This is a genomic window from Streptomyces sp. NPDC086777 (assembly GCF_040702065.1).
Lineage (GTDB): Bacteria > Actinomycetota > Actinomycetes > Streptomycetales > Streptomycetaceae > Streptomyces.
The window spans coordinates 87,651-114,116 of record NZ_JBFBJI010000017.1 but is presented as its reverse complement, the minus strand read 5'-3'; the positions used below and the strand labels follow the sequence as shown (position 1 = coordinate 114,116).

Below are 26,466 nucleotides of genomic sequence, written 5' to 3'. Positions count from 1 at the left end.
GGGGCGCCTCGCCAAGGTCGTTGAAAGGATCGCGGAATCCGCATGAACGCGCTGAACACACCCCTGGCCGAGCTCGACCCCGAGGTCCATGCCGCGCTCCGTGCGGAGCTGAACCGGCAGCAGTCCACCCTGGAGATGATCGCCTCCGAGAACTTCGCGCCCGTCGCCGTGATGGAGGCGCAGGGGTCGGTCGCGACGAACAAGTACGCCGAGGGCTACCCCGGCCGCCGCTACTACGGCGGCTGCGAACACGTCGACGTCACCGAGCGGCTGGCGATCGAGCGGGTCAAGTCCCTCTTCGGGGCCGGGTTCGCCAACGTGCAGCCGCACTCGGGTGCCCAGGCCAACACCGCCGTCTTCTTCGCCCTGCTCCAGCCCGGCGACACGATCCTCGGCCTCGACCTCGCGCACGGCGGCCACCTCACCCACGGCATGCGCATCAACTACAGCGGCCGGATGTTCGACGTCGTGCCGTACCACGTGTCCGAGACCGACAACCTCGTGGACCTGGACGAGGTGGAACGGCTCGCCAAGGAACACCGGCCGAAGATGATCATCGCGGGCTGGTCGGCGTACCCCAGGCAACTGGACTTCGCGGCCTTCCGCCGGATCGCCGACGAGGTCGGTGCCCTGCTGATGGTGGACATGGCGCACTTCGCGGGCCTGGTGGCGGCGGGGCTGCACCCGAGCCCCGTCCCGCACGCCCACGTCGTCACCACGACCACGCACAAGACCCTCGGCGGACCGCGCGGCGGAGTCGTCCTCACCAACGACGCCGGCCTCGCCAAGAAGATCAACTCGGCGGTGTTCCCCGGCATGCAGGGCGGCCCGCTGGAGCATGTCATCGCCGCGAAGGCCGTCTCCTTCAAGGTCGCGGCCACCCCCGGGTTCGCCGAGCGCCAGGCCCGCACGCTGGCGGGCGCCCGCATCCTCGCGGAGCGCCTGACACAGCCCGACGCGGCCGCGGCCGGGGTGAAGGTGCTGACCGGCGGCACGGACGTCCACCTCGTCCTGGTCGACCTGCGGGAGTCCCCGCTGGACGGCAGGCAGGCGGAGGACCTCCTCCACACCATCGGCATCACCGTCAACCGCAACGCCGTCCCCTTCGACCCGCGTCCGCCCATGGTCACCTCCGGCCTGCGCATCGGCACGCCCGCACTGGCCACAAGGGGCTTCACGGCGGAGGACTTCGCCGAGGTGGCCGACGTGATCGCGCTCGCCCTCCAGCCCGAGCCGGACGTGCCCGCCCTGCGCGCCCGCACGGAGGCACTCGCGGCCGAGCACCCGCTCTACCCGCACCTCTCGCACGACGGAGACGCCCGATGAGCCCCCGCACCCGCCCCCCGCGCCCTGCTGGCGTGGGGGGACCCCCAGGCGCCGACCTCCCCGACCACCCGGAGTTCCTCTGGCGTACGCCCGAGCCCAGGCGGTCCTACGACGTCGTCATCGTCGGCGCCGGCGGGCACGGCCTGGCCACCGCCCACTACCTGGCCAGGAACCACGGCATCACCAACGTGGCCGTCCTGGAGAAGGGCTGGCTCGCGGGCGGCAACATGGCCCGCAACACCACGATCATCCGCTCCAACTACCTCTGGGACGAGAGCGCGGGCATCTACGAACACGCGCTGAAACTCTGGGAGGGCCTGGAGGAGGAGCTCGACTACCCGATCCTCTTCTCCCAGCGCGGCGTCCTGAACCTAGCCCACAGCCTCCAGGACGTCCGCGACAGCGTCCGCCGGGTCGAGGCCAACCGCCTCAACGGCGTCGACGCCGAATGGCTCGACGCGGACGGGGTCAAAGAGGTCTGCCCGATCGTCAACACCTCACCCGACGTGCGCTACCCGGTTCTCGGCGGCACCTACCAGCCCCGCGCGGGCATCGCCAAGCACGACTACGTCGCCTGGGGCTTCGCCCGCTCCGCCGACGCGGCCGGCATCGACATCATCCAGAACTGCGAGGTCACCGGGCTGGACGTGGTGGACGGCCGGGTCGTCGGCGTGCAGACCACCCTCGGGGCGATCGCGGCCGGCCAGGTGGCCCTGTGCTCGGCCGGCCACACCTCGGTGCTGGCCGCCATGGCGGGCATCGACCTCCCCCTCCAGAGCCACCCGCTCCAGGCCCTGGTCTCCGAGCTCCTGGAGCCCGTGCACCCCACCGTCGTCATGTCCAACGCGGTGCACGTCTACGTCAGCCAGGCGCACAAGGGCGAGTTGGTGATGGGCGCGGGCATCGACGCGTACAACTCCTACACCCAGCGCGGCGCGTTCCACATCATCGAGGAGCAGATGGCCGCGGCCCTCGAACTCTTCCCGGTCTTCGCCCGCGCCCACGTGCTGCGTACCTGGGGCGGCATCGTCGACGTCAGCCCCGACGCCTCACCGATCGTCGGCCTCACCCCGGTGGCCGGCCTCTACCTCAACTGCGGCTGGGGAACCGGCGGTTTCAAGGCCACCCCGGGCGTCGGCTGGGTCTACGCCCACACCATCGCCCACGACAGCCCCCACCACCTCAACGCCCCCTTCTCGCTCGACCGTTTCACCACCGGCGCGCTCGTCGACGAGCACGGCGCGGCCGCGGTGGCCCACTAGGGAGCCCCACCATGCTGCTCATCCCCTGCCCGTGGTGCGGGCCCCGCGACGAGACCGAGTTCCACTACGGCGGCCAGGCCCACGTGCCGTACCCCGAGGACGCGGCATCCCTCACCGACGAGGAGTGGGCGCGGTACCTCTTCTTCCGGGACAACCCCAAGGGCCCGTTCGCGGAGCGCTGGAGCCACGCGGCAGGCTGCCGGAGATGGTTCAACGCGGTCCGCGACACGGCGACGAACGAGATCCTGACGGTGTACCGGGCGGGCGAGCCGCGTCCGACGGCGCCGTCTCTTCCAGCCGGTCCGGCGGGACCTTCACGGCCGACGTCTCCCCTCTCAGCCCGTCCGGCGCTTGCGGACGAGGCCGTCCAGGCCGAAGCGGGGTCCGGGGGCGCGGCCCCCGGCGGGGCCGAAGGGGCGGCGCCCCTTCAGGACGGGACGGGTAGGGGCGGCGGGGGCGACCTTGCTCTCCGCACCCCCACCGGCGGCCGCATCGACCGCACCACCCCCCTCACCTTCACCTTCGACGGCACCGAATACCAGGGCTACCGAGGCGACACCCTCGCCTCCGCGCTCCTCGCCAACGGCGTCATCCGGGCCGCCACCAGCATCAGGCTCGGCCGCCCCCGCGGCATCTTCTCCGCCGGCGTCGAGGAGCCCAACGCGGTGGTCCAGATCGAGGCCCCCTTCCCCGAGCCGATGCTCCCCGCCACCACCGTCGAACTCCACGACGACCTGGTGGCGAGCAGCCTCCCCGGCCAGGGCCGCCTCGCCACCATCCCCGACCCGGCCCGCTACGACGCCGTACACGCCCACTGCGACCTGCTGATCGTCGGCGCCGGCCCGGCCGGTCTCGCGGCGGCGGCGGCCGCGGCCACCACCGGCGCCCGCGTCATCCTCGCCGACGACCAGCCCGAACCCGGCGGCAGCCTGCTCGGCACCGGCGAGCACCTCGACTGGGTCGCGGCCACCCGCGCCCGCCTCGAAGCCGCCGCCGAGGTACGCGTCCTGTCCCGCACCACCGTCTTCGGCCACTACGACGACAACCACCTCCTCGCCGTCGAGCGCCGCACCGCCCACCTCGGCGCCGACGCCCCACCGCACGTCTCGCGCGAACGCGTCTGGCGGATCCGCGCCCGGCACGTGGTCCTCGCCACCGGCGCCCACGAGCGGTCGATCGCGTTCGGCGACAACGACCGTCCCGGGGTGATGCTGGCGAGCTCCGCCCGCACCTACCTGAACCGGTACGCCGTGCTCCCCGGCCGCCAGGCCGTCGTCTTCACGACCAACGACAGCGCCTACGCCGCCGCCCTCGACCTCGCGGCGGCCGGGGTCGGCATCGCCGCGATCGTCGACACCCGCCCCGAGCCGGGGGAGTGGACCGAGCGCGCCCGGTCCGCCGGCATCGAGGTGCTGGCCGGCCACGCGGTCATCGGCACGGAAGGCACGGACCGTCTCACCGCCGTGACCGTCGCCCCGTACCAAGGCGCCGGCGCACAGCGGGAGTTCGTCGTCGACCTGCTCCTCGTCTCCGGCGGCTGGAACCCGGTCGCGCACCTGTTCAGCCAGGCGGGCGGCAGGCTCCGCCACGACGAGGTGCTCGGCACGTTCGTGCCCGACGGCTGCCGGCAGGCGGTGGCGGTCGCGGGCGCCGCGAACGGAGCGTTCGACCTCGCCACGGCCCTCGCCCAGGGCACGGCGGCCGGCACCCGCGCGGTGGCGGCGGAGGGCTACACAGCCCAGGCCCCCGCCCTGCCCGCCGTGGCCGCACAGCCCTGCACCCCGCCCATGCAGGTCTTCACCGTCCCCGGCGAGGCCCCCCGCTTCGTCGACCTCCAACGCGACGTCACCGTGGCCGACCTGACCCGCGCGACCGGCGCGGGCCTGCGCTCGGTGGAGCACACCAAGCGCTACACCACGGCCGGCACCGCCAACGACCAGGGCAAGACCGGCGGCCTCCTGGCGAGCGGCGTCGTCGCCGAACTCCTCGGCGTGGACGTCTCGGCGCTCGGCCTGCCGACCTTCCGGCCGCCGTACACCCCGGTCTCCTTCGCCGCCCTCGCCGGGCGCAACCGGGGCGCGCTGCTCGACCCGGTCCGCACCACGGCCCTGCACGACTGGCACACCGGGCACGGCGCGCTCTTCGAGAACGTCGGGCAGTGGCAGCGGCCCTGGTACTACCCGCGGGACGGCGAGGACATGGCGGCCGCCGTGCTCCGCGAGTGCCGCGCCGCCCGCGAGGGCGTGGCCTTCATGGACGCCTCCACGCTCGGCAAGATCGACGTCCAGGGCCCGGACGCGGCGCGCTTCCTGGACCTGCTCTACACGAACATGATCAGCACGCTGAAGGTCGGCATGATCCGCTACGGCGTGATGTGCCGTCCGGACGGGATGGTGTTCGACGACGGCACGGTCATCCGGCTCGCCCCCGACCGCTTCCTGGTCACCACCACGACCGGCAACGCGGCGGCCGTCCTGGACTGGATGGAGGAGTGGCTGCAGACCGAGTGGCCCGACCTGCGGGTGCACTGCACCTCGGTCACCGAGCACTGGGCCACCGTCGCCCTGGTCGGCCCCGACTCCCGCGCGGTCCTCGGCTCGCTGGCGCCCGGACTGGCCGTGTCCAACGACGACTTCCCGTTCATGGCCTGGCGGGAGACCACCGTCGCCGGCCTCGACGCCCGCGTGTGCCGGATCAGCTTCTCCGGCGAGCTCGCCTACGAGATCAACGTGTCGCCGTGGCACGCGGTGGCGCTCTGGGAGGCGCTGTACGAGGCGGGCGCCCCGTACGGCATCACGCCCTACGGCACCGAGACCATGCACGTGCTGCGTGCCGAGAAGGGCTACCCGATCGTCGGCCAGGACACCGACGGCACGGTCACCCCGCAGGACCTCGGCATGGGCTGGGCGGTCTCGAAGAAGAAGCCGGACTTCATCGGGAAGCGCTCCTACGCCCGCGCCGACGCCGCCCGCCCCGACCGCAAGCACCTGGTCGCCCTGCTGACGGACGACCCCGGCGCCTTCCTCCCGGAGGGCACCCACCTGGTCGCCGACGGCGAACTGCCCGCCCCGCCCGTGCCGATGCTCGGCCACGTCACCTCCAGCTACCGCAGCGCCGCGCTCGGCCGGACCTTCGCGCTCGCCCTGGTCAAGGGCGGCCGGGACCGCATCGGCGAGCGCCTCTACGCACCGGTCGGCGGACAGCTCCTGCCGGTGACCGTCGCAAGCCCCGTCCTCTACGACCCCGAGGGAGCCCGCCGCGATGGCTGACACCGCCCCGACCGCATCCCGGCGCAGCCCCCTGGCCGACGCCGCTCCCCGCCTGGCCGCGGTGACGCGTTCCTCCAGGGGCGCGCTCCGCCTCGCCGAACTCCCGTTCCTGGCCCAGGTGAACGTCCGCCTCGACGCCAAGAGCCCGGCGGCGGACGCCGTCGGGCTGGCCCTGGGACTCCATCTCCCCCTGGAACCCGACACCGTGGTGCACGCGGGGGAGGTGACCGCGGTCCGGCTCGGCCCCGACGAATGGCTGGTGGTGGGCCGGCCGGGCACCGAGCAGGACCTGGAGGGCCGGATCCGCGCGGCCGCCGGGGACGCACCGGGCGCCGTCGCCGTCACGGACGTCTCCGCCCAGCGCACCACCCTCCTGGTCGGCGGCCCGCGCGCCCGCGACCTGCTCGCCCACGGCTGCGCCCTGGACCTGCACCCCCGCGCCTTCGGCCCCGGCCGCTGCGCCCAGACCATGCTGGCCCGCGCCCAGGTCGTCCTGGTCGCGCGGGACGAGACCAGGGCCGGGTTCTGGGTGCTGGTGCGCTCGTCCTTCGCCGGGTACCTGGCGGACTGGCTGCTGGACGCGGCGGTGGAACACGCCTGAGGCAGCACTGGAGCGGGCCGTCACCTTCCCGGTGGCGGCCCGCTCTTCGTGGGCGGTGTCAGCGGAAGACCACCGTGCAGTGGCCGTTGACCAGCACCCGGCTCTCGCTGTGCCAGCGCACCGCACGGGCGAGCACCTGGGCCTCCACGTCACGGCCCAGCGCGACCAGCTCGTCCGGGGCGTGCGCATGGCTCACCCGGACGACGTCCTGCTCGATGATCGGGCCCTCGTCCAGGTCGGGCGTCACGTAGTGCGCGGTGGCACCCACCAGCTTGACGCCCCGCCGGTGCGCCTGGACGTAGGGCCGGGCCCCCTTGAAGCTCGGCAGGAACGAGTGGTGGATGTTGATGGCCCGGCCGTCGAGTCGCTTGCACAGGTCGTCGGAGAGGATCTGCATGTAGCGGGCGAGCACCACCAGGTCGACGTCCAGCTCGGCCACGAGCCGCAGCAGCCGGGCCTCCGCCTCCGCCTTGGTGTCGGGCGTCACCGGGATGTGGTGGAAGGGGATGCCGTACGTCCGGGCCAGCGGCTCGAAGTCGCGGTGGTTGGAGACGATCGCCGGGATCTCGATGTTGAGCGCACCCGTGGACCTGCGGAACAGCAGGTCGTTCAGGCAGTGGCCGAACTTCGACACCATGATGAGGGTGCGGATCGGGGTCGACGCGTCGGTCAGCCGCCAGGTGATGCGGTGCTCTTCGGCGACCGGGACGAAACCGGTGCGCAGCTCCTCCAGGGACACGGCGCAGTCCGGGACGTCGAAGTGCACCCGCATGAAGAAGCGGTCCTGGAGCCGGTCGTCGAACTGCTGGCTCTCCAGGATGTTGCCGCCGTACCCGACCAGGAACCCGGTGACGGCGTGGACCAGACCGGCCCGGTCGGGACAGGACAGGGTGAGGACGAACTCGCGGCCGGGCTGCGGTCGAGGAGACATGACACCCTCCTGGTGCGCATCGCGCAACGACGTGAGTGATGCGCAACATCGTCCAGCCAAGGGAGGCGACAGGTCAAGGGGTCGCGTTCTTTCTGGCGCATCACTCTCTGCTATGCGCAACAGCTGTGCGGGCTCGTCCCGCCAACGGCGGCCTGCGCGCCGTCACTTCGCGAGTGCTTGCAGATGCGCCGTGCGCGACTCGCTCGTCTGGCCCTGGACCAGCAGGAACAGGCCCTCCCTGGCGAGCCGTTGGGCACGCCGGTCCAGCGACATCGCCCGCCCGCCGCCCGCCACCACGGCCGCTGTCGTGGCCGCCCCCATCAGCGTGAACGCCTCCGCCCGCAGCGCCAGCCGCTCCTCCGCGTACTCGTAGGGCACCGGATGGTCCGCCAGCGCGTAGGCCCGGCGGCGGATCTCCGCCAGGCGGCCGCGCAGGCCGGCCGCGTACTCCTCCGCCACCAGGGCCAGCGCCGCCTCGGCGATCCCGAAGACCGCCGGACCGGCGTTGCGGGCCCTCGGCCGGTCCGTCGCCGCCCACTGCGCGAACGGCGTCCGGAGCGCGACCACCTCGTCCGGGACCCGCAGACCCTCCAGGTCCAGGGACACCGTCCGGGACGCGGTGAGCGCGGCCAGGCGCATCGGCTCCGACGGCCGCAGGCCCGGCTGCTCGCGTGCCTCGACGAAGGCGAACAGCACCTCGTCGTCCTCGGTGACCCCGGCCAGCAGCAGCACGTCGTTCAGGCCCCACCCGGTGTACCAGGGCACGGTGCCGGAGAACAGCCATCCGCCCGCCTCCCGACGTACCCGCACGGGAACGCGCGGGTACGACCGCAGATGCGCGTACGCCACCCCCGACAGCACCTCACCCCGCGCCAGCGGACCGAGCAGACGCTCCCGCACCGGCAGACCGGACCCGGCCAGGGTCAGCACCGGCGTGTGGTGCTGCGTCTGCACGAACCAGGTCGAGCAGCACGCCCCGGCCAGGATCTCCGCCGTCTCCCGCGCCACGGCCGCGGGCGCCGCCGAGCCCCCGTACGCCACCGGGGCGTTCAGCCCCAGCAGGCCCGAGCGCTTGACCGCCTCGATGTGGCCGGTGGGGACGCCCTCCTGGTCGACGCGCTCGGCGGCGGGGGAGAGGAGGCCGTCGGCGAGTTCCCGGGCGCGGGCGACGAGCGGATGCACGGCGATGGTCATGGAGAAGATTCTTTCGGTTCCGCGGTGCGAGGTGTCGATCCGGGGGCCTGCCGTTCGTGTAGAAGGCGAGAACACCCCGCGACGCGCACCGCACGACGCGCACCGCACGACGCACATTGCACGACGTACACCGCACGACGCAGACCTCATGACGACCTGGGAGAACCCATGAAGCACTACCTGCTCAGCGTGGTCCAGCCCGCCGGGGCCACCCCGCCCGCGCCCGACGCGCTCGCCGCGATCATGCGCGACGTCGAGGCCTTCAACGACGAACTGCGCGCGGCGGGCGCCTGGGTCTTCGCGGGCGGACTGCACGGCCCGGAGACCGCCACGACCCTGCGGCCCGAGGGCGGCGACGTACTGATCACCGACGGGCCCTACGCCGAGGGCAAGGAGTACCTGGGCGGCCTCTGTCTCATCCGCGCCGAGGACCTCGACGCCGCCCTGGAGTGGGGCCGCAGGGCAGCGCTCGCCACCACCCTCCCCATCGAGGTGCGGCCCTTCGTGGACCAGCACTGATGGCGGAGCCCGCCGACGTCGAGGCCGTCTTCCGTACCGAGTACGGGCGCGCGGTCTCGGTTCTCGTCCGCCTCCTCGGCGACATCGACCTCGCCGAGGAGGCGGTCCAGGACGCCTTCACCACCGCGCTGGACAGCTGGCCGCGCACCGGGGTGCCGCCGAGCCCGGCCGGCTGGATCATCACCACCGCCCGTAACCGCGCGATCGACCGGCTGCGTCGCGAGTCCTCCCGGGCCGCCCGGCACGCCGAGGCCGCCCGGCTGTACGCGCCCGACGCACCGGCCGAGGAGGGTCCCGTGCGGGACGAACGACTCCGGCTGATCTTCACCTGCTGCCACCCCGCCCTCGCCCTCCAGTCCCGGGTGGCCCTGACCCTGCGCCTGCTCTGCGGCCTCAGCACGGCCCGGATCGCCCGCGCCTTCCTGGTCCCCGAGCCCACCCTCGCCCAGCGCCTGGTGCGCGCCAAGGCCAAGATCCGCGACGCGGGCATCCCCTACCGGGTACCGAAGGACGCCGACCTCCCGGACCGGCTGAACGGGGTGCTGGCCGTCGTCTACCTCGTCTTCAACGAGGGCTACGGCGGCGATCCCGCGCTGTGCGCCGAGGCCGTACGCCTGGGACGGCTGCTGTACGAGCTGATGCCGGACGAGCCGGAGGTGGCCGGGCTGCTCGCGCTGATGCTGCTCGTCGAGGCCCGACGGCCCGCCAGGGAGCCGGTGGCCGGCGCACTGGTGCCGCTGCCCGAGCAGGACCGCCGCCGGTGGGACCGGGACCTGATCGGGGAGGGACAGGACCTCGTCCGGCGCTGCCTGCGCCGCAACCGGCCCGGGCCCTACCAGATCCAGGCGGCGATCAACGCCGTGCACAGTGACGCGGCCACCGCCGAGGCCACCGACTGGGGACAGATCCTGCGCCTGTACGACCAGCTCATGGCCGTCGCCGGCGGCCCGGTCGTCGCGCTGAACCGGGCGGTCGCGGTCGCCGAGGTCGCGGGCCCGGACGTGGCGCTGGACCTGGTCGACGCCCTCGACCTGCCCGAATACCACGTGCTGCACGCCGTCCGCGCCGACCTGCTGCGCCGGCTCGGCCGGGACCGCGAGGCGAGGGCGGAGTACGACGCCGCCATCGCGCTCACCGGCAGCCTGCCCGAACGGGCACATCTCGCACGGCGGCGGGCCGAACTCACCGGCTGACCTGGTGTGATCTTTGTCAAGCCGGTGGTTCCGGGGCACCGGAATGTACTTCGGAGCACGAATGGTTGCAAAGTACATCTGACCGTTCGAGACCGTGGTCGGGCCCCGAGGCCCGGGCGCACCACCAGCGAGGCATCCGTGAACCAGCCCACCCCCGAACAGCCCGCCGAGATCGTGGCGCGGCTGCGCGCCACCTTCCGCACCGGCCGGACCAAGCCCCTCGAGTGGCGCACCGGCCGGCTCCGCCGGCTGCGCGCCATGCTCACGGAGCGCGGCGACGAGATCGCCGCGGCCCTCCGCGCGGACCTGGGCAAGGGCACCCGCGAGGCCTACGGCACGGAGATCGACTTCACCGTCCGGGAGATCGACCACACCCTCGACCACCTGGCGGAGTGGCTCCGCCCCGAGCCCGCGCCGGTCCCGAAGCACCTGGGCGACGACGCGACCGCCTGGACGCAGTACGACCCTCTGGGTGTCGTCCTCGTCATCGCCCCGTGGAACTACCCGGCCCAGCTGCTGCTCGCCCCCGTGGCCGGGGCGCTCGCCGCCGGTAACGCGGTCGTCGCCAAACCCAGCGAGCTCGCGCCCGCGACCTCCGCGGTCCTGGCCCGGCTGCTCCCGGCCTACCTCGACACCGAGGCGGTCGCCGTCGTCGAGGGCGGCATCCCCGAGACCACGGCCCTGCTCGCCGAGCGCTTCGACCACATCTTCTACACCGGCAACGGCGCGGTCGGCCGTGTCGTCATGCGCGCCGCCGCCGAGCACCTCACGCCGGTGGCCCTCGAACTCGGCGGCAAGTCCCCGGCGTTCGTCGATCGCGGCACCGACCTCACCGTCGTCGCGCAGCGGCTGGCGCGCGGCAAGTTCCTCAACGCCGGGCAGACCTGCGTGGCCCCCGACTACGTCCTGACCGACCCGGAGACGGCCGCGGCTCTGGAACCCGCCCTGGCCGAGGCCGTCCAGGGCCTGTTCGGCAGCGAGCCCAAGGAGTCCGGCGAGTACGGCCGGATCGTCAACGAGCGCCACTTCGACCGGCTCAGCGCACTGCTCGGCTCGGGCCGGGTGGCCGTCGGCGGCGACACCGACCGGGCCGCCAGGTACATCGCGCCCACCGTGCTCGCCGACGTCGACCCGGCCTCCCCCGTGATGCAGGAGGAGATCTTCGGCCCGATCCTGCCCATCGTGACCGTCCCGGACCTCGACAGCGCGATCGGTTTCGTCAACGACCGCGACAAGCCCCTCGCGCTCTACGTGTTCAGCGAATCCGGCGCCACCCGGGAGCGGATCGCCGCCGAGACGTCCTCCGGCGCCCTCGGCCACGGCCTGCCGCTCGCCCATCTCACCATCTCCGACCTGCCGTTCGGCGGGGTGGGGGAGAGCGGCATGGGCAGCTACCACGGCCGCTACTCCATCGAGACGTTCAGCCACCGCAAGGCGGTCCTCGCCAAGCCCCTGAGCTGACCCCCGCCGCCCTCCCGGGGAGCGGCAGCGACGGTTGACTGGTCTACACCCTTGACTGGTACAGACCAAGGCAGTTGAGTGTGCCTCACACCCCCCACCGCGGCCGCACCCCCTTCGAGGGGCGCGGCCGTGCTCCGCAGCGGAGTCCCAGGAATGCGACGGCAGGAACCCGGCGCAGGTGCAGAGCCGGGTCGGCGCCTGCCAGAAGGTCACCCGGCTCCTCGGCGTCCCGGCCGGCCTTCGGGCTTCAACCGCCCGCGCTCGGTCCCGCACCGGACGCAGGCCGTGCGGCCCGCGCCTCCCGTGCCGGGCCCGCAGCCGGCACCTCTTCGGGACGGGGCTTCGCATAATGGGTTCACGGCTACAGGCCGCCGCCGGACTGACTACACTTCCGTAGACGGTCTGCTGGCCGAGGACGACGCAGAGGGGTGAGGAACCTTCCATGGCCGACGGGAAGGACGAACGCCGGCCCGCCGGCGAACTGGAGGCGAGTGTCATGGCGGCTCTCTGGGCCGCGGGCGCGCCCCAGACCCCCGGACAGATGCAGCGGAGCCTCGGCACCGAGCTGGCCCGCACGACGGTGACCACGATCCTGACCCGGCTGCACGACAAGGGCGTCGTCGAGCGGCACCGCCAGGGGCGCGGCTACGCCTACGTCCCCGTCCAGGACGCACAGGGCCTCACCGCGAAGCGGATGCACAGCGAACTCGACCGGGACAGCGACCGGGAGACCGTGCTCGCCCGGTTCGTCGCCCAGCTCAGCCCCGACGACGAACGCGTCCTGCGGACCCTCCTCGAATCCGGCGAACAACCCGGTCCGTCATGACCGCGCTGCTGCTCCTGCCCCTGCTGGTGCCGTTCGCGCTGCCGGCCCTGTCCCGGCGGGCCCTCGACCGGCTGGCGCCCGGCACCGCGCTCTGGGTGATCACCGCCTCGGCCGTCGCCCTCGCGGGCTGCTCCCTGGCCGCGCTCGGCGCGTTCTTCCTCGCCGGGCTCCTCAAGCTGCCGTTCTTCGCCGCGCTCGGTGACCTGGTCCGGCCCCTGCACACCGCCTCCGACCGGTTCGTGCTCCCGCTCGCGGCCCTCTCGGTCGGCGGCCTCGCCGTGTGTGCCTGGACCTCCGCGCGGTGGGCGCTCCGGCAGACCCGCGCCTTCCGCGCGGCCCGCACGGAGGCGGGCCGCCGGCCTGCCGCGGGCGACCTGTGCGTGGTCGACTCGCCGTGCCCGGACGCGTACGCGCTGCCCGGACGCCCGCACCGGATCGTCGTCACCACCGGGATGCTGCGCAGCCTCGACGGAGGCGAGCGGGAGGCGCTCTTCGCCCACGAACGGGCCCACAACACCGGCGGCCACCACTTCTTCCTCGCCGCGGCGGAGCTCGCCGCGCACTGCCACCCGGCCCTGCGGGGAGTCCGGGCCGTCGTCCGGCTGGCCGCGGAGCGCGCCGCCGACGAGTCCGCGGCGCGGGCGGTGGGGGACCGCCGGCTGACGGCTCGCGCCATCGCCAGGGCCGCGCTGGCGGGGCAGGGTGCCGTCGCCGAGCGGCCGGCTTTCGTGTCGGGCGCCGCGTCCGGGCCGGTGCCGCAGCGGGTCGAGGCGCTGCTGGCGCCGCGGGGGCGGCGGGCCGGGGGGTGGGTCGCGATGGTGCTGGTGGCCTGCGCCGCAGTGTCGTGTGTCGCCTCCGCGACCGGGGTGGTCGATTTCCATCATCGGGTGGAGGTCGCGCAGGGGGAGGCGGAGCGGTAGGGGGCGGCAGGGCCGCCCGTCGGGTGCGAGTGCGGGTGAGTGGTGGCTGGTCGCGCGGTTCCGCGCGCCCCCGTCGGGGCGCTCCGGCCGGCGCACTCCGAAGAACTGCTCGTGCGAACGGGCGGCTGGCGTCCCGGGCGTTTTACGTATAACCTCTCCCGCTAACCAGCCCCACCGAAAGGCCCCCATGCGACGCGTCGCCCTGGTCACCCTCGTCGTCGGCGACTACGACGAGGCCATCCGCTTCTACACCGAGGCCCTCGGCTTCCGGCTCGTCGAGGACGCGCCCCGCCCGGACGGTTCCCGCTGGGTCGTCGTGGCGCCCGGCGCGGAGGGCGACGGGACCGGGCTGCTGCTGGCCCGTGCCAAGGACGAGGGCCAGCGCGCCCGCGTCGGCGACCAGACGGGCGGCCGTGTCGGCTTCTTCCTGCACACCGACGACTTCGCCGGCGACCACGCCCGGATGACCGCCGCCGGCGTGACCTTCCTGGAGGAGCCGCGGCACGAGCCGTACGGCAGCGTCGCCGTCTTCCAGGACCTCTACGGGAACCGCTGGGACCTGCTCCAGCCCGCCGCCTGACCGACCACTCCGAACCACCTGCCGAGGACAGCTCCACCATGACCGCTACGCGCGTAGACGCAGACGTGATCCGCCGCCTCCCCAAGGCCGTCCTGCACGACCACCTCGACGGCGGCCTGCGCCCCGCCACCCTCGTCGAGCTCGCGGCCGAGGTCGGTCACACCCTGCCCACCACCGATCCCGACGAGCTGGCCGCCTGGTACGTCGAGGCCGCCGGCTCCGGCGACCTGGTCCGCTACATAGGCACCTTCGAGCACACCCTCGCCGTCATGCAGACCAGGGAGGGGCTGCGGCGGGTCGCCGAGGAGTACGTCCTGGACCTGGCCGCCGACGGTGTCGTCTACGGCGAGGTGCGCTACGCGCCGGAGCTGAACGTCCAGGGCGGCCTCACGCTGAACGAGGTGGTCGAGAGCGTGCAGGAGGGGCTCGCCGCCGGTATGGCGAAGGCCGCTGCCGCGGGCACGCCCGTCCGCGTGGGCACGCTGCTCTGCGGGATGCGGATGTTCGACCGGGTCCGTGAGGCCGCCGAAGCGGCCGTCGCCTACCGGGACGCCGGTGTCGTCGGCTTCGACATCGCCGGTGCCGAGGCCGGCTTCCCGGCCGCCGACCACCTGGACGCCTTCCGGTACCTGCGCGAGGAGAGCGTGCCCTTCACCATCCACGCAGGCGAGGCGTTCGGCCTGCCCAGCATCCACCAGGCGGTCCAGGCGTGCGGCGCCCAGCGCATCGGGCACGGCGTGCGCCTCACCGAGGACATCGTGGACGGCAAGCTCGGCCGCCTCGCCGGCTGGGTGCGCGACCGCCGGATCGCCCTGGAGATGTGCCCCACCTCCAACCTGCAGACCGGCTGCGCCGTCTCCATCGCCGAGCACCCGATCACCGAACTGAAGGAGCTGGGCTTCCGGGTCACCCTCAACACCGACAACCGGCTGGTCTCGGGGACGACGATGACCCGGGAGATGTCCCTGCTGGTCGAGGAGGCGGGCTGGACCGTCGAGGACCTGCGCACGGTCACGGTGAACGCCCTCAAGAGCGCGTTCATCCCGTTCGACGAGCGCAGGGCCCTCATCGAGGACGTCGTCCTGCCGGGCTACGCCTCCGTGCTCTGAAGCAGCCCCCGCAGATAGGCGGCCTGTCCGACGTGCTGGAGGTCGTCGGACAGGACGCTCACCAGCCGCACGCCCAACGTGACCGGCGGATCGAAGCGGGTGTCCACGATCCGCTCCAGGTCCTTGGCCGGGAGCTCGCGCAGCACGCCCAGGGTCTGCTCGTACACCGCGTCGTGGTAGCCGGTCAGCAGGTCGCCGGAGTCCACCCTGACCTTCGCGACCTCGGCCGGCGTATGGCCGTACCCGTGGTCACGGGGCGGCAGGCCGAGGCCGAAACGCTTCTCCCAGCCCTGGGCCAGCCACACCTGGTCGAGGTCGAAGGCGTCGGCGATGTGGTCGTCCTGGATCCGGGTGAGGTGCCAGACCAGCCAGGTGACGGAGTTGGCGTCGGGAGCGGGGAGCCTGTTGAGCAGGTCGGGGTCGGCGCCGTCGAGGGCGGCATGGACTTCTTCCTGGATGCGGCCGAAGCCGTCGATGAGGATGTCCCTTGCATGCATACGACCACGATCGCGCATCGCCGGTCGTCATGCGTCCGGAATCCAGCTTCCGTGGAAACCGAGCGGCACCCGGCCCGGCAGGTGCACCCGGGCCAGCGGCTCGCCGGTGAAGTCCTGCGCGGCGAGGATCAGCAGGTCGGCGGCGCCGCGGTCCGGGTTGTGGACGTAGGCGATCGCGTACCCGTCGTCCTCCCGGCGCCCGTGTGCGCGCGGCACGAACACCGCCTCGCCCGCCGCCGCGCCCCTCGGCAGCCGGTGCACCTCGGCCGTGCCCCGTGCGAGGTCGTGCTTGAAGAGGGCGTCGGAGAAGGCGCGGTCCGGCGGGTTGCCGTCGCCGGCCAGATAGGCGACGGACATCTCGGCGGCCGCCGCCGAGTAGCCGTAGCGGTGCCGGCGAGACACCAGCTCCTCGTTGACGCGCGGGAATTCCTGCGGCCGGTCGTCGAGGGTGCGCCTGCGCACCAGCCCGCGGCGCAGGTCGACGGTCCAGCGCTCCAGCCTCGCGGTGCCCACCGCGTGCGGACCGTCGGTGGTGCTGCTCGCGACGTCGAACGGCGCCGGGTACGTCGTCAGGTCGATCACCACGGACCCGCCCTCGTCGTAGGCGTTCAGGGTGTGCGAGTAGAAGACCGGGTCGATCCCGAACCACCGGACGGCGCCCCCGGAGCGGGGCATCACGCCCACCCGCGCCGGGTGTTCACGGTTCCAGACGTAGGGCACCGGTGCGCCCGCCCCGGCGGCCGCCGCGTCGAAGGTGACCGGGATGTCGAAGACGACCACGTACTTCCCGGTGAGTGCGAAGTCGTGCATCATCGGCGCGTCCGCGACGGGGATCCGGGTGGTGCGGGCGAGCCGGCCGCTCGGGCCCACGACCAAGTGCCGGACGTGGTCCCAGGTCGGGTAGTAGGCGATCGCGTGCAACTCGTCAGCGTGCGCGTCGTACTTGGTGTGCGCGGTGAAGGCGCCCTCCAGGGACCCCCGGAAGTCGTAGCTGCCCACCGTGTTGAGCTCGCCGTCGAGTTCGTACGGCAGCGGGCCGCTCTCCTGGAGTGCGAGGATCCGCCCCCGGTAGGGGACGACATGGGTGTTGCAGGCGAAGTCGTCCGGCGGGACCGGACCGGGGTAGGTCTCGCCCAGCTCCGCCGTCACCTGCGAGGACCGCACCCAGCGGTTGCGGTACCACTCGGCACGGCCGTCGCGCAGCCGCACCCCGTGCACCATGCCCGCGCCCAGCATCCAGTGGTGGGCGCGCGGATCCTCCAGGCCGAGCACGTTCGGGCCGTTGCGCAGGTAACGGCCGTTCAGGTCGCCCGGGATGCGGCCGGTGACCGGCAGGTCGAAGGACGTGAGCTCCTCGGTGACCGGGGCGAAGGCGCCCGTCAGGAAGGGAAAGCTGCGTTCCGCGGCGGCCGCCACGGCTGCCGCCCGCGCCGGACGGGCCGCCGCTCCCGTCAGCGCGCCCGCCACCGCCATGCCCGCCGCCCCGCGCAGCACCGTGCGCCGTGTGTGTTCCGCCATCTCCGTACTCCCCGTCGCGTCGTCGTCGTGGACATCCACGAGTCTGCGGCGGCGGGCGGTCCGGGTCAGGAGGGGCAGGGCCCGTCCTGGGGTGGTGCCAGGCCCCCTGTTTCCAGGAGGGTGATCAGCGCGCGGGCCGCGGGGCTGGTGGCCGTCTCCGGCGGCAGCAGGGCGACCGTCTCGTAGGCGGTCTCGTCCGTGTCCTTGAGCGCGAGCGCGGCCAGCGTGGGGCGCTTGTGGCGGAAGTGCCGGGGTACGACGGCGACGCCGAGGTTCTCGTCGACCAGGTCGAGGAGGCTGTGCACGTCGTTGACCTCCAGGGCGACCGTGCGCCGCACGCCCGCGTCGGCGAAGGCCGCGTCGGTGGAGCGGCGCGGGCCCCAGTCCGGGTGGAAGTCGACGAACACCTCCCCGCCGAGGTCCTCCGGGGTCACGGCCGCGCCGGCCGTCGCCAGCCGGTGGCTGGGATGGCACAGCACGGTCATCGGCTCGCAGGTCAGGGACACCGAGCGCAGCTGGTCGGTGTCGTCCTGGGTGCGGTAGGCGAAGGCCAGGTCGAGCCGGCCCGCCGCCACCTCCTCGGCGAGCGCCCCCGAGCCGGCCTGCCGCAGCCGGATCTCCACGTCCGGGTGACGGCGCCGGAACGCGGCGAGCAGCCCCGCCACGTGCACCCCGGCGATGCACTGCTCGGTGCCCAGCGCCAGCGTCCCGCGCAGCACGCCCTGCACCGCGGCCACCGCCTCGTGCGCGGAGCGCACCTGGGCGAGGATCCGCTCCGCCTCGCCGAGCAGCGCCCGGCCGGCCTCGGTCAGCGTCACCCGGCGGGTGGTGCGCACGAACAGCGGGGCCCGCAGCTCCCGCTCCAGGGCCCGGATCGACGCCGACAGACCGGACTGGGACACCATCAGCCGCTCGGCGGCCCGGGTGAAGTGCTGGTCCTCGGCGACCGCGACGAAGTGCTGGAGGTGGCGCAGTTCCATGATTGAGCAGCTTAGTCGCACAATTCCATCGGATTCTCCTGTTGGACCACTGTCCGCGGCTCGGGAAAGAGTGGCATCGGTAGTTCCTGTGCCCACCCCTCTGGAGTCGCGTTGTACACCGCACACCCCGACCGCTACGCCGACATGCCGTACCGCCGCAGCGGCCGCAGCGGCCTGAAGCTCCCCGCGCTGTCGCTCGGCCTGTGGCACAACTTCGGGCCCGACCGGCCCGTGACGACCCAGCGCGCGGTCCTGCGCCGCGCCTTCGACCTCGGCGTCACCCACTTCGACCTCGCCAACAACTACGGCCCGCCGCCCGGCGCCGCCGAGTCCGCGTTCGGCGAGGCCCTCCGGGCGGACTTCGCGAGCCACCGCGACGAGCTGGTCATCTCCACCAAGGCCGGCTACCTGATGTGGCCCGGTCCGTACGGCGAGTGGGGTTCGCGCAAGTACCTGCTCTCCTCGCTCGACCAGTCCCTGACCCGGATGGGCCTGGACTACGTCGACATCTTCTACTCGCACCGCCCGGACCCGGAGACTCCCCTGGAGGAGACGATGGGTGCCCTGCACTCGGCGGTCCAGCAGGGCAAGGCGCTGTACGTCGGCATCTCCAACTACTCGGCGGAGCAGACCCGCGAGGCGGCCCGGATCCTCGGCGAGCTCGGCACGCCGCTCCTGATCCACCAGCCGCGCTACTCGATGCTCGACCGCCGCCCGGAGACCGAGGGCGTCCTGGACGCCCTCGACGAGCTCCAGGTCGGCTCCATCGTCTTCTCCCCGCTGGAGCAGGGCCTGCTCACCGGCCGCTACCTCGACGGCATCCCGGAGGGGTCGCGGGCCGCGAGCGACAGCCCGTTCCTGAACTCGGACGCGGTCACCGCGGACCTGGTCGCCCAGCTGCGCGACCTCGACGAGGTGGCCAAGGGCCGCGGCCAGAGCCTGGCCCAGCTCGCCCTGTCCTGGGTGCTGCGCGGCGGCCGGGTGACCTCCGCGCTGATCGGTGCCAGCAGCCCGCAGCAGGTCGAGGACTGCGTCGGCGCCATCGGGAACCTCGACTTCGACGCGGAGGAGCTGGTGCGGATCGACGCGATCATCAACCGGTGAGCCGGCCGGCCGCCGCCCGGTGATCGACCCGAATCGTCACCCGGTGGCCAAGCGGTTTCGTCGCCGGGCGGTCGACCCGAATCGTCGCCCGGCGACCGGCACGAGCCCTCACCCGGTCATCGCGGGCACGCGCTCACGCCCCGGCCGGAACCCGGTCCAGGAAGCCGAGTACCCGGACGATCCGGCCGTCCTCACTGAGCGTGACCACGTCGAAACCGGCCACCGGCGCCGAGCCTTCCCCGGCCTCGTTCACCAGCTCCCAGCCGAAGCGGGCCGTGTCGTGGTGGCCGTCGACGGTCCCGAGCGGCCGGAAGACGAAACCGGGGAACTGCTCGTGCGCCGCCGCGATCACGGCCGTGATCTGCGCATGTCCGGCGACGTCCGCGAGCGGGTCGGTGTAAGCGCCCTCCGGGACCCAGGCCTCGGCGACCGCCTTCGTCAGCGCCTCCGGCTCGGTGGCGTTCCAGGCCTCGAAGTAGCGGGCGGCCGCGGTCTGGTAACGGTCGGTGTTCACGGACATGGTGAATCAGCCTCCATCGAGGTCGTCACTGCTGGTCAGGGGCTGGATCGCGGCGTGTGGCGATCCGTTGGCACCACCATGCCCCCGGTCCGCGTGACGGGTCGATTACCCCTCGGGTAATGAAGGCCCGCCGGTGCAGCCCACACATTTCGGCCAATTCGCAGGCGGAATATGCCAAGAGACTGGCCGGAAAGATGTGGTGACAGTGTTTCGAAAGTGAACATACTCGAATGTCAGGAGCACTTCACCGCACAGGAGCCGCACGGAAACCCGGCCGCGACGGCACACCGGCGAGCTACGGGGGAGTGATCGTGCACGACGAATTCCTGTGCCATGTCACGGCATACGGCACGTGCGGCGGGCAGCGCATCGGCGTTCCGCTCGGCACCTACCGTGCGCCGACCCTGGCGCTGGCGCTGTGGTGGTTACGGGACCGGGCCTCCTGGATCGCGGAACGCCTCGACCCCTTACCCGAGAACCCCAGGTTCCCGCACGGGTCACTGGTCCCGGTCGCCGGGACCGTCTCCGACGTGCCCGGCCTGCTGCGCGCCTGGTGCGCCGACGCGGCCCGGCAGGAACTGGTCGCCGACGAACTGGCCGACGGGCGGCTGGTGCGGATCGCTCTCCAGGACGACACCACGGAGTACGAACTGCTCGCCGAGTCCATCGACGCCCTCCGGATGCAGCGCACCATCCCGGCCCTCGTCGTCCCCGTCGCCTGACCCCTGACAAGCGGCGGCCCGGGCAGCCCTGACCAGGCACAGAAGCGGGCGGATCGGTAGAATTCCGACCATGGCGGAGTGGCCGGTCGCCTCGACGGCGCCCGAGCTCGTCCTGGAGACGGACACGGGATCCACGGTGATGAGCCCGGGCCGCGACTACCACGTCGGGCGGGACCCGTTGAGCGACATCGTCATCGACGACGCCCGGGTCTCGTGGCACCACGCGGTGCTGCGGCCCGACGACGGCCACTGGACGCTGGAGGACGAGCAGAGCACCAACGGCACCTACGCCGACGGCCGCCGCATCCGCGAGTGGGAGGTCGGACCGGGCACGGTGATCCGCTTCGGCAGCCCCACCGACGGGCCGTCCGCCGTCCTGAGCGGCCGCCCCGCACCCGCCGCGGACCGACCATCCGTCGTCTCCATGCCCGCCCGGACGGGCACCTTCCGCCGGCCCTCCTCGGTACGGCGGCTCCCGGCCCGCACGGTCCGCATCGGCCGCGCCACCGGCAACGACATCGTCGTCGACGACCTGACCGTCTCCCGCCACCACGCCGAACTGCGCAGCCACCCCGACGGCAGCCACGAGATCGTCGACCTCGACAGCCACAACGGCACCTACCTCAACGGCCGCGCCGTCACCCGGGCCCCGCTCGGCCCCCGCGACGTCGTCGGCATCGGCCACTCCGCCTTCTGCCTTGTCGACGGCGAGCTGCAGGAGTACGTCGACACCGGCGAGGTCTCCCTCGACGTCCAGGAACTGACCGTCGCCGTCGACCACGGCCGCAGGATCCTGCTGGACCACGTCTCCTTCCCGGTCGGCGAGAAGTGCCTGCTGGCGGTGGTCGGACCGAGCGGCGCCGGCAAGTCCACCCTGCTCGGGGCCCTCACCGGCCAGCGCCCCGCCGAGCACGGCACCGTCCTCTACGACGGCCGCGACCTCTACCGCGACTACGCCGAGCTGCGCCAGCGCATCGGCCTGGTCCCGCAGGACGACATCCTGCACGTCCAGCTGACCGTGCGCAGCGCCCTCACCTACGCCGCCGAGCTGCGCTTCCCCGAGGACACCGCGAAGGCCGAGCGCCGGCAGCGGGTGGACGAGGTCATCCGGGAACTGGGCCTCGAACAGCGCGCCGAGCAGCCCGTGCACAGCCTCTCCGGCGGGCAGCGCAAGCGGGTCAGCGTCGCCCTGGAACTGCTGACGAAACCGTCCCTGCTCTTCCTGGACGAGCCGACCTCCGGACTCGACCCCGGGATGGACCGCTCGGTGATGAACATGCTGCGCGGACTCGCCGACGACGGCCGGACCGTCATCGTCGTCACCCACAGCGTGCTCAGTCTCGACACCTGCGACCGCCTGCTCGTCCTCGCGCCGGGCGGCCGGACCGCCTACTTCGGGCCGCCCGGCGACGCCCTCGGCTTCTTCGGGTTCGACGAGTGGCCCGAGGCCTTCGAGGCGTTCGAGCGGGACACCGCTCGGGACTGGGCGGGGGAGTACCGCGCCTCGTCGTACCACCGCAAGTACATCGTGAACTCCAGTGCGCAGCCGGTGGTGCCGCGCTCCGGGCCGGTGACCGCGGCCCCGCCGCCCAGGCCGCGCAGCTGGGGGGCCCAGTTCTCGACGCTGGTGCGCCGCTACACGGCCGCGCTCGCCGCCGACCGGACCTTCCTCGCCATCATGATCGGGCTGCCGTTCGTGATGGGGGCCATGGCCCGGGCCGTCGCCGGGAACAAGCTCACCTTCGACACCGCGACCAACGCCCTGCTCACCCTGTGCGTCGGCGGGGTGCTGACCGGCGCGGCCAACGCCGTGCGCGAGCTGGTCAAGGAGCGGGTCATCTACCAGCGCGAGAGAGCCGTGGGCCTGCCCAGATCGGCGTACGTGATGTCGAAGGTCGTCGTCCTCGGGGCCGTCACCGTGCTCCAGGCGGTCGTGCTCACCCAGGTCGGCCTGGCCGGGGTCGACCTCGACGCGCCCGGCGGCGACGGGGTGCTGATGCCGCCGCTGCTGGAGATCACCGTCGCCGTGGCCGTGCTCTCCTTCACCGCGATGATGCTCGGCCTGCTCATCTCCGCGCTGGTCCGCAAGGAGGAGGTGACGATGCCGCTGCTGGTGCTGCTCACCGTCGTCCAGGTCGTCTTCTGCGGGACCCTGCTGAAGCTGGACGGCGTGCCCGGACTCGAACAGGTCGCCTGGCTGGTGCCCTCGCGCTGGGCGCTCGGCGCCATGGCCGGCACCGTCGAACTGCACCGGATCGTGCCCGGATCCTTCACCGCCGACCCCCTCTTCCGGCACTCGGCGGGCGTCTGGCTGCGGAACATGCTCATGCTGGTGGTGCTGGCGGTCGTCTTCGGCTGTGTGCTGTCCCGGCTGCTGCGCCGCCATGAACCGGCCGTGATGCGGAAGTAGGCGACCGATGGCGACGACGCCAGGATTCCGGCCCACCCACGTCGTCCCCGGCGACGGCATGCCCGCCTGGGAGGCGCCCGACCCGGCCCGGCCCACCGTGCCCCTGGACCCGCTGCTGCCCGTCCAGCTCGTCGAACGGCACGGCGACTGGGCGCACATCAGCTGCGCCAACGGCTGGTCCGCCTGGGTCGACGGCCGTTACCTCGTCGCCGTGCCCCAGGACCCGCCGGTCACCGGCGGCCCGCCCACCGAGACGACCGACCCGCGCCCCCTCCTGGCCCGCGCCGCCGAGGCGCTCACCGGCTACCGGGCCGCCGTCGAGGAACTGGCCGCCGGCGGCCTCGACGGGGAGTCCTTCCGGGGCCGTACGCACGGGCTGCGCATCGGTGTGGTGGTCGACGGGGAGTCGATGTGGCTGTACGACCCGGCGGAGGGACGCTGGCTGTACGGCGACGGGCGGCGGCTGTCCACGTACGTCACCGACCGCGCAGGTCCGGGGCGCGGCGGTCCCGGCCGTGATCCGACCCGGGTGGTCGCACCCGACGGCCGTGATCCGACCCGGGTGGTCGCACCCGACGGTGACCGCTGACGGCGGGGTGTGCTCAGGCCGCCACCTCGCCCCGCCGGCGCACGGGACGGGCCAGCAACGCGCCCAGGAACCCGGCGACCAGTCCCCACAGCGCGCCCAGGCCCACCGCGGACCACAGCACGGGCTCCAGCAGCAGTTCACCGGACAGGTTGCCGCCCAGGTCGCCGACGCCGAGCAGGGAGAGGCCGTAGTGGGTGGAGATCCGGCCGGTCAGACACAGCGTCAGCACGGTCGGTGCGAGGGCCGCCGCCAGGTGCAGGGCGTGCTGCCAGGCGCGGACCCGGGCCGGGGAACGGGCCGCCATCAGGACCGCGGCCGCCAGCACCAGCACCGCGGCAACCCCGGCCAGCCACCACCAACGGCCGTCGTGGGCGGTGACCGTGCGCAGGTTCAGCGTCGAGACGTCCGGTGTGCGCAGCACCTCGGCGAGCACCTTCGGCACCGGCAGCCCGAACGGCCCGTCGACCCTGCCCCTCCAGGTGGCGCCCAGACCGAGCGTGAGGGCCGGCCAGGCCAGGTTGGGCAGCCCGAGCAGGATCACCGCGAGGGTCTCCCTGGCGTGCCCGCGGGTCACCATCGTGACCAGGGCGATCACCAGCGCCAGCACGACGTACGCCAGCAGGAGCACGACCATCGCGTACGCCGCCGGGCGCACCGAGGCCTGGAAGCGCAGCAGGCGCCCCGGCAGCGGCGCCCCGCGCGACACCAGCAGCGCCAGCAGCAGGACGCCGGCCAGCCAGAGCAGCCCGAACCCGGCCGTCTGCGGCACATCGGTCGTGAAGCCGGCCTCGGGTGCGGCGCCGAGCGCGCCGGTGAGATCGCTGAGGGTGCCGCTGCCCACGTCCACCGCGAAGGTGTGCCGGGCCCCGGTCGCGAGCCCGGTCAGCGCGAGCAGCCACAGCACGGCGATCCGCGTCGCCCACCCGGCCAGCTCCCCGGCCCCGGCCACCGCACGGTGCCGCAGCGGCCGCAGGAAGCCCCCGGCGGCGACCAGCGCCCCGACCAGCGTCACCGACAGCGGTAGGACCGTGAGCCCGGCGTTCGTGCGGGCCAGTTCGCCCGCGTTCCCCGACAGTTCGACGGCGCCGCCGACCGCGGCCACCACGGTCGCGAGAACCACCGGCAGGAACGCGCCCCTCGGCAGGTCCGTCGCGCCCGCCGCCCACAGCCCCGCCGCGGCCACCACGAGCATCGCGACCGACGCGGCCAGCACCACGGCCAGGGCCGGCGGCCAGCCGTGCCGGGGCACGGGCCGGTCGGCCGGCGCGGCCACCGGCCGCTCGGAGGCGATGGGGGGACGCACGCTGTCACGCTAGGCACCCCCCGCCCCCGGCGCCCGCCGGGTGGTCCGTCCGCGTCGGCTTGCGGACGGTGCAGGACCGGCGCACATTTGCCACGACATGCCCCAAATGAGGCATTTTTCATGGATGCCGTTTACCGCACCGGGGAGATGAGTGCGTGAGCGTCGAACCGCCGTCGTCCGGCCGCCCCACAGGACCTCCCTCCGGCCCGTTGTCCGGGCCCTCCGGGCCACCTCCCGGACCCCCCGCGCAGCCGCCCGGCGGCGGTGACGGGCAGGGTGGCGAGCCGCACCGGCCGTGGTGGAGGTCGGCCCCCCGGGTCGCGACGCTCACCACCGCCGTGGTGGTGGCCGCGGCCCTGGCCGTGGTCCTCACCCGTTCGGGCGAAAGTTCCGGCCGGCGCGGCGAGGTCTTCCTGCAGGCCGCCAACAGCTCCGGCCAGGACCCGTTCACCGAGTCGACCGCCAGGAAGAGCACCGCCGCAGAGGTGTCCGCCGCCCCGGTCGGGTCCGGCGCGTCGGTGAACGAGGTGCGCGGGGTGAGCGGCGGGGCGCCCGGCCTCTACAGCGGCACGAAGAACAGCACCAGCTGCGACGTCGAACAGCAGATCAGGTATCTCCAGGCCGCCCCGTCCCGCAACAGGGCGTTCGCCCAGCAGGTCGGCGTCCGGCCCGCGGGCGTCCCCGCCTACCTGCGCTCCCTCACCCCCGTACAGCTGCGCGCGGACACCCGGGTCACCGCGCACGGCTACCGCGACGGCGGGGCGACCACCTACCAGTCCGTCCTCCAGGCGGGCACCGCCGTCATGGTCGACGGGCACGGCGTGCCCCGGCTGCGGTGTGCCTGCGGCAACCCGCTCGCCCCGCCGGTCGCGCAGCGGTCCACCCCGAGGACGGTCGGCACCGCCTGGACCGCCTACCGGCCCGGGAACGTGGTCGTCGTCGCACCCGCCGCGCAGATCGTCAAGGTGTTCGTCGTCTTCGACCACGAGCACCACGACTGGTTCGGCCGCCACCGCGGCGACCACACCGGCCACGACGACCGTCCGGCCAGGCCCCCGGCCGACCCGGACCCCATGAACCCGCCGCCCCACCACGGCTGCCCGCCCGCGTCCGGCAGACCCGGGTCGGCCGGCACCACCCCGTGCCCGCCGGCCTCGTCCGGCCCGTCGACACCGACGAGCCCGGGGAACGGCTCCAGGCCCCCGTCGACGAACCCGCCGTCACGGAACTCCCTGTCCCCGAACTCCCCGTCCGCGCAGTCGCCGGCGTCGAAGCCGCCCTCGTCCGCAGCGCCGTCCCCGTCCGCACCGCCGTCCTCGAAGCCGCCGTCCTCCGAACCGCCGTCGTCGGCGCCTGCGAGGAGCGAGTCACCGAAGACCGAGTCGCCGAAGACGCAGTCCCCGCAGACCCAGAGCCAGTCCCCTCGTACCGAGTCCCCGAAGAACGAGTCGCCGGCGTCGCAGCCGCCGAAGTCGCGAGGACCGCTGTCCGAGCCGCCGTCCTCCGCGCAGCCGCTCGCCCCGCAGTCCGCGCAGTCCGCGCAGTCCGCGGCGTCGCCGCCGTCGCACGGCCCCGGGTCCGCGGTGTCGTCCGCCGCCCCGGCGTCCTAGGCCCGGCAGGTACCGCCCGGCT

At 73.4% G+C, this 26,466-nt stretch carries 23 protein-coding genes and 1 pseudogene; 17 read left to right on the top strand and 7 right to left on the bottom strand.

Translation table 11 applies throughout. The features are described 5' to 3' along the window. The first annotated feature begins 42 nt into the window (after positions 1-42). Genes glyA through AB0472_RS24220 form a run of 4 tightly spaced genes read left to right on the top strand, consistent with a single transcriptional unit; the run spans position 43 to position 6,458 of the window. Positions 43-1,326: a serine hydroxymethyltransferase gene (gene glyA / locus AB0472_RS24235; protein ID WP_366358846.1), complete on the top strand. Its 1,284-nt coding sequence runs from the start codon at positions 43-45 to the stop codon at positions 1,324-1,326. Continuing rightward, entirely contained in the window at positions 1,323-2,588 is a 1,266-nt protein-coding gene (locus AB0472_RS24230; RefSeq protein ID WP_366358844.1) for a sarcosine oxidase subunit beta family protein, read from the top strand. The genes glyA and AB0472_RS24230 overlap by 4 nt, the downstream gene beginning before the upstream one ends. 11 nt (positions 2,589-2,599) lie before the next feature. Next, a complete protein-coding gene (locus AB0472_RS24225) occupies positions 2,600-5,857 on the top strand; it encodes a sarcosine oxidase subunit delta family protein (protein WP_366358843.1) in 3,258 nt (1,085 codons plus the stop codon). Beyond that, positions 5,850-6,458 carry a sarcosine oxidase subunit gamma family protein gene (locus AB0472_RS24220; protein WP_366358841.1) on the top strand — a complete coding sequence of 203 codons (609 nt, stop codon included), beginning with the start codon at positions 5,850-5,852 and terminating at the stop codon, positions 6,456-6,458. The genes AB0472_RS24225 and AB0472_RS24220 overlap by 8 nt, the downstream gene beginning before the upstream one ends. Before the next feature lie 58 nt (positions 6,459-6,516). Here the strand turns inward: AB0472_RS24220 and purU are convergent, their stop codons facing one another. Next, entirely contained in the window at positions 6,517-7,389 is an 873-nt protein-coding gene (gene purU / locus AB0472_RS24215; protein ID WP_366358839.1) for a formyltetrahydrofolate deformylase, read from the bottom strand. 162 nt (positions 7,390-7,551) lie between these two features. Further along, positions 7,552-8,583 (bottom strand): acyl-CoA dehydrogenase family protein, encoded by a 1,032-nt coding sequence (locus AB0472_RS24210; RefSeq protein WP_366358838.1) that lies wholly within the window; start codon positions 8,581-8,583, stop codon positions 7,552-7,554. Between the two features lie 168 nt (positions 8,584-8,751). Here AB0472_RS24210 and AB0472_RS24205 point away from each other — a divergent pair, with 168 nt between their 5' ends. The 8 genes and pseudogenes from AB0472_RS24205 to AB0472_RS24170 all read left to right on the top strand — a co-directional run bounded on the left by AB0472_RS24205 (position 8,752) and on the right by AB0472_RS24170 (position 15,191). Beyond that, positions 8,752-9,102 carry a YciI family protein gene (locus tag AB0472_RS24205; RefSeq protein WP_366358836.1) on the top strand — a complete coding sequence of 117 codons (351 nt, stop codon included), beginning with the start codon at positions 8,752-8,754 and terminating at the stop codon, positions 9,100-9,102. After that, on the top strand, positions 9,102-10,295 hold the full coding sequence (locus tag AB0472_RS24200; RefSeq protein WP_366358835.1) for an RNA polymerase sigma factor: 1,194 nt from the start codon (positions 9,102-9,104) through the stop codon (positions 10,293-10,295). The genes AB0472_RS24205 and AB0472_RS24200 overlap by 1 nt, the downstream gene beginning before the upstream one ends. A gap of 138 nt (positions 10,296-10,433) precedes the next feature. After that, complete coding sequence (locus tag AB0472_RS24195) at positions 10,434-11,756, top strand: aldehyde dehydrogenase family protein (RefSeq protein ID WP_366358833.1); 1,323 nt, start codon at positions 10,434-10,436, stop codon at positions 11,754-11,756. Positions 11,757-11,901: 145 nt separating this feature from the next. Next, a pseudogene (locus tag AB0472_RS24190) lies at positions 11,902-11,994 on the top strand (chitinase); the annotation flags it as partial. Positions 11,995-12,198: 204 nt separating this feature from the next. After that, positions 12,199-12,582, top strand: a complete 384-nt coding sequence (locus AB0472_RS24185; protein WP_366358832.1) for a BlaI/MecI/CopY family transcriptional regulator — start codon at positions 12,199-12,201, stop codon at positions 12,580-12,582. Further along, positions 12,579-13,502, top strand: a complete 924-nt coding sequence (locus AB0472_RS24180; RefSeq protein WP_366358830.1) for a M56 family metallopeptidase — start codon at positions 12,579-12,581, stop codon at positions 13,500-13,502. The genes AB0472_RS24185 and AB0472_RS24180 overlap by 4 nt, the downstream gene beginning before the upstream one ends. Before the next feature lie 187 nt (positions 13,503-13,689). Further along, positions 13,690-14,082, top strand: a complete 393-nt coding sequence (locus AB0472_RS24175; RefSeq protein WP_366358828.1) for a VOC family protein — start codon at positions 13,690-13,692, stop codon at positions 14,080-14,082. Positions 14,083-14,120: 38 nt separating this feature from the next. Continuing rightward, complete coding sequence (locus AB0472_RS24170; RefSeq protein WP_366358826.1) at positions 14,121-15,191, top strand: adenosine deaminase; 1,071 nt, start codon at positions 14,121-14,123, stop codon at positions 15,189-15,191. Here AB0472_RS24170 and AB0472_RS24165 read toward each other — a convergent pair. From AB0472_RS24165 to AB0472_RS24155, 3 genes are all read right to left on the bottom strand, one after another. Beyond that, positions 15,173-15,688: a DinB family protein gene (locus tag AB0472_RS24165; RefSeq protein ID WP_366358825.1), complete on the bottom strand. Its 516-nt coding sequence runs from the start codon at positions 15,686-15,688 to the stop codon at positions 15,173-15,175. The genes AB0472_RS24170 and AB0472_RS24165 overlap by 19 nt on opposite strands. Positions 15,689-15,715: 27 nt before the next feature. Continuing rightward, a complete protein-coding gene (locus tag AB0472_RS24160; RefSeq protein WP_366358823.1) occupies positions 15,716-17,206 on the bottom strand; it encodes a carotenoid oxygenase family protein in 1,491 nt (496 codons plus the stop codon). Positions 17,207-17,271: 65 nt separating this feature from the next. Beyond that, positions 17,272-18,186: a LysR substrate-binding domain-containing protein gene (locus AB0472_RS24155; RefSeq protein ID WP_366358821.1), complete on the bottom strand. Its 915-nt coding sequence runs from the start codon at positions 18,184-18,186 to the stop codon at positions 17,272-17,274. A 111-nt stretch (positions 18,187-18,297) separates the two neighbouring features. Here AB0472_RS24155 and mgrA point away from each other — a divergent pair, with 111 nt between their 5' ends. Next, positions 18,298-19,290: an L-glyceraldehyde 3-phosphate reductase gene (gene mgrA / locus AB0472_RS24150; protein ID WP_366358820.1), complete on the top strand. Its 993-nt coding sequence runs from the start codon at positions 18,298-18,300 to the stop codon at positions 19,288-19,290. 133 nt (positions 19,291-19,423) lie between these two features. Here the strand turns inward: mgrA and AB0472_RS24145 are convergent, their stop codons facing one another. Continuing rightward, positions 19,424-19,810: a nuclear transport factor 2 family protein gene (locus AB0472_RS24145; protein WP_366358818.1), complete on the bottom strand. Its 387-nt coding sequence runs from the start codon at positions 19,808-19,810 to the stop codon at positions 19,424-19,426. A 311-nt stretch (positions 19,811-20,121) separates the two neighbouring features. On the opposite strand from AB0472_RS24145, the gene AB0472_RS24140 reads away from it, so the two are divergent. From AB0472_RS24140 to AB0472_RS24130, 3 genes are all read left to right on the top strand, one after another. Beyond that, entirely contained in the window at positions 20,122-20,532 is a 411-nt protein-coding gene (locus AB0472_RS24140) for a hypothetical protein (protein WP_366358817.1), read from the top strand. A 70-nt stretch (positions 20,533-20,602) separates the two neighbouring features. After that, positions 20,603-22,942, top strand: a complete 2,340-nt coding sequence (locus tag AB0472_RS24135; protein ID WP_366358815.1) for an FHA domain-containing protein — start codon at positions 20,603-20,605, stop codon at positions 22,940-22,942. Positions 22,943-22,949: 7 nt separating this feature from the next. Continuing rightward, entirely contained in the window at positions 22,950-23,531 is a 582-nt protein-coding gene (locus AB0472_RS24130; RefSeq protein WP_366358813.1) for a hypothetical protein, read from the top strand. A gap of 13 nt (positions 23,532-23,544) precedes the next feature. Here the strand turns inward: AB0472_RS24130 and AB0472_RS24125 are convergent, their stop codons facing one another. Beyond that, positions 23,545-24,834 (bottom strand): streptophobe family protein, encoded by a 1,290-nt coding sequence (locus AB0472_RS24125; RefSeq protein WP_366358811.1) that lies wholly within the window; start codon positions 24,832-24,834, stop codon positions 23,545-23,547. Positions 24,835-24,989: 155 nt separating this feature from the next. On the opposite strand from AB0472_RS24125, the gene AB0472_RS24120 reads away from it, so the two are divergent. Further along, a complete protein-coding gene (locus AB0472_RS24120; protein WP_366358809.1) occupies positions 24,990-26,444 on the top strand; it encodes a DUF6777 domain-containing protein in 1,455 nt (484 codons plus the stop codon). Positions 26,445-26,466 lie beyond the last annotated feature (22 nt).

What these genes read in the sequence shown, in the direction of transcription:
- glyA (WP_366358846.1), top strand. Translation starts at nt 43, where the DNA reads ATGAACGCGCTGAACACACCCCTGGCCGAGCTCGACCCCGAGGTCCAT.
- AB0472_RS24230 (WP_366358844.1), top strand. Translation starts at nt 1,323, where the DNA reads ATGAGCCCCCGCACCCGCCCCCCGCGCCCTGCTGGCGTGGGGGGACCC.
- AB0472_RS24225 (WP_366358843.1), top strand. Translation starts at nt 2,600, where the DNA reads ATGCTGCTCATCCCCTGCCCGTGGTGCGGGCCCCGCGACGAGACCGAG.
- AB0472_RS24220 (WP_366358841.1), top strand. Translation starts at nt 5,850, where the DNA reads ATGGCTGACACCGCCCCGACCGCATCCCGGCGCAGCCCCCTGGCCGAC.
- purU (WP_366358839.1), bottom strand. Translation starts at nt 7,389, where the DNA reads ATGTCTCCTCGACCGCAGCCCGGCCGCGAGTTCGTCCTCACCCTGTCC.
- AB0472_RS24210 (WP_366358838.1), bottom strand. Translation starts at nt 8,583, where the DNA reads ATGACCATCGCCGTGCATCCGCTCGTCGCCCGCGCCCGGGAACTCGCC.
- AB0472_RS24205 (WP_366358836.1), top strand. Translation starts at nt 8,752, where the DNA reads ATGAAGCACTACCTGCTCAGCGTGGTCCAGCCCGCCGGGGCCACCCCG.
- AB0472_RS24200 (WP_366358835.1), top strand. Translation starts at nt 9,102, where the DNA reads ATGGCGGAGCCCGCCGACGTCGAGGCCGTCTTCCGTACCGAGTACGGG.
- AB0472_RS24185 (WP_366358832.1), top strand. Translation starts at nt 12,199, where the DNA reads ATGGCCGACGGGAAGGACGAACGCCGGCCCGCCGGCGAACTGGAGGCG.
- AB0472_RS24180 (WP_366358830.1), top strand. Translation starts at nt 12,579, where the DNA reads ATGACCGCGCTGCTGCTCCTGCCCCTGCTGGTGCCGTTCGCGCTGCCG.
- AB0472_RS24175 (WP_366358828.1), top strand. Translation starts at nt 13,690, where the DNA reads ATGCGACGCGTCGCCCTGGTCACCCTCGTCGTCGGCGACTACGACGAG.
- AB0472_RS24170 (WP_366358826.1), top strand. Translation starts at nt 14,121, where the DNA reads ATGACCGCTACGCGCGTAGACGCAGACGTGATCCGCCGCCTCCCCAAG.
- AB0472_RS24165 (WP_366358825.1), bottom strand. Translation starts at nt 15,688, where the DNA reads ATGCATGCAAGGGACATCCTCATCGACGGCTTCGGCCGCATCCAGGAA.
- AB0472_RS24160 (WP_366358823.1), bottom strand. Translation starts at nt 17,206, where the DNA reads ATGGCGGAACACACACGGCGCACGGTGCTGCGCGGGGCGGCGGGCATG.
- AB0472_RS24155 (WP_366358821.1), bottom strand. Translation starts at nt 18,186, where the DNA reads ATGGAACTGCGCCACCTCCAGCACTTCGTCGCGGTCGCCGAGGACCAG.
- AB0472_RS24145 (WP_366358818.1), bottom strand. Translation starts at nt 19,810, where the DNA reads ATGTCCGTGAACACCGACCGTTACCAGACCGCGGCCGCCCGCTACTTC.
- AB0472_RS24135 (WP_366358815.1), top strand. Translation starts at nt 20,603, where the DNA reads ATGGCGGAGTGGCCGGTCGCCTCGACGGCGCCCGAGCTCGTCCTGGAG.
- AB0472_RS24130 (WP_366358813.1), top strand. Translation starts at nt 22,950, where the DNA reads ATGGCGACGACGCCAGGATTCCGGCCCACCCACGTCGTCCCCGGCGAC.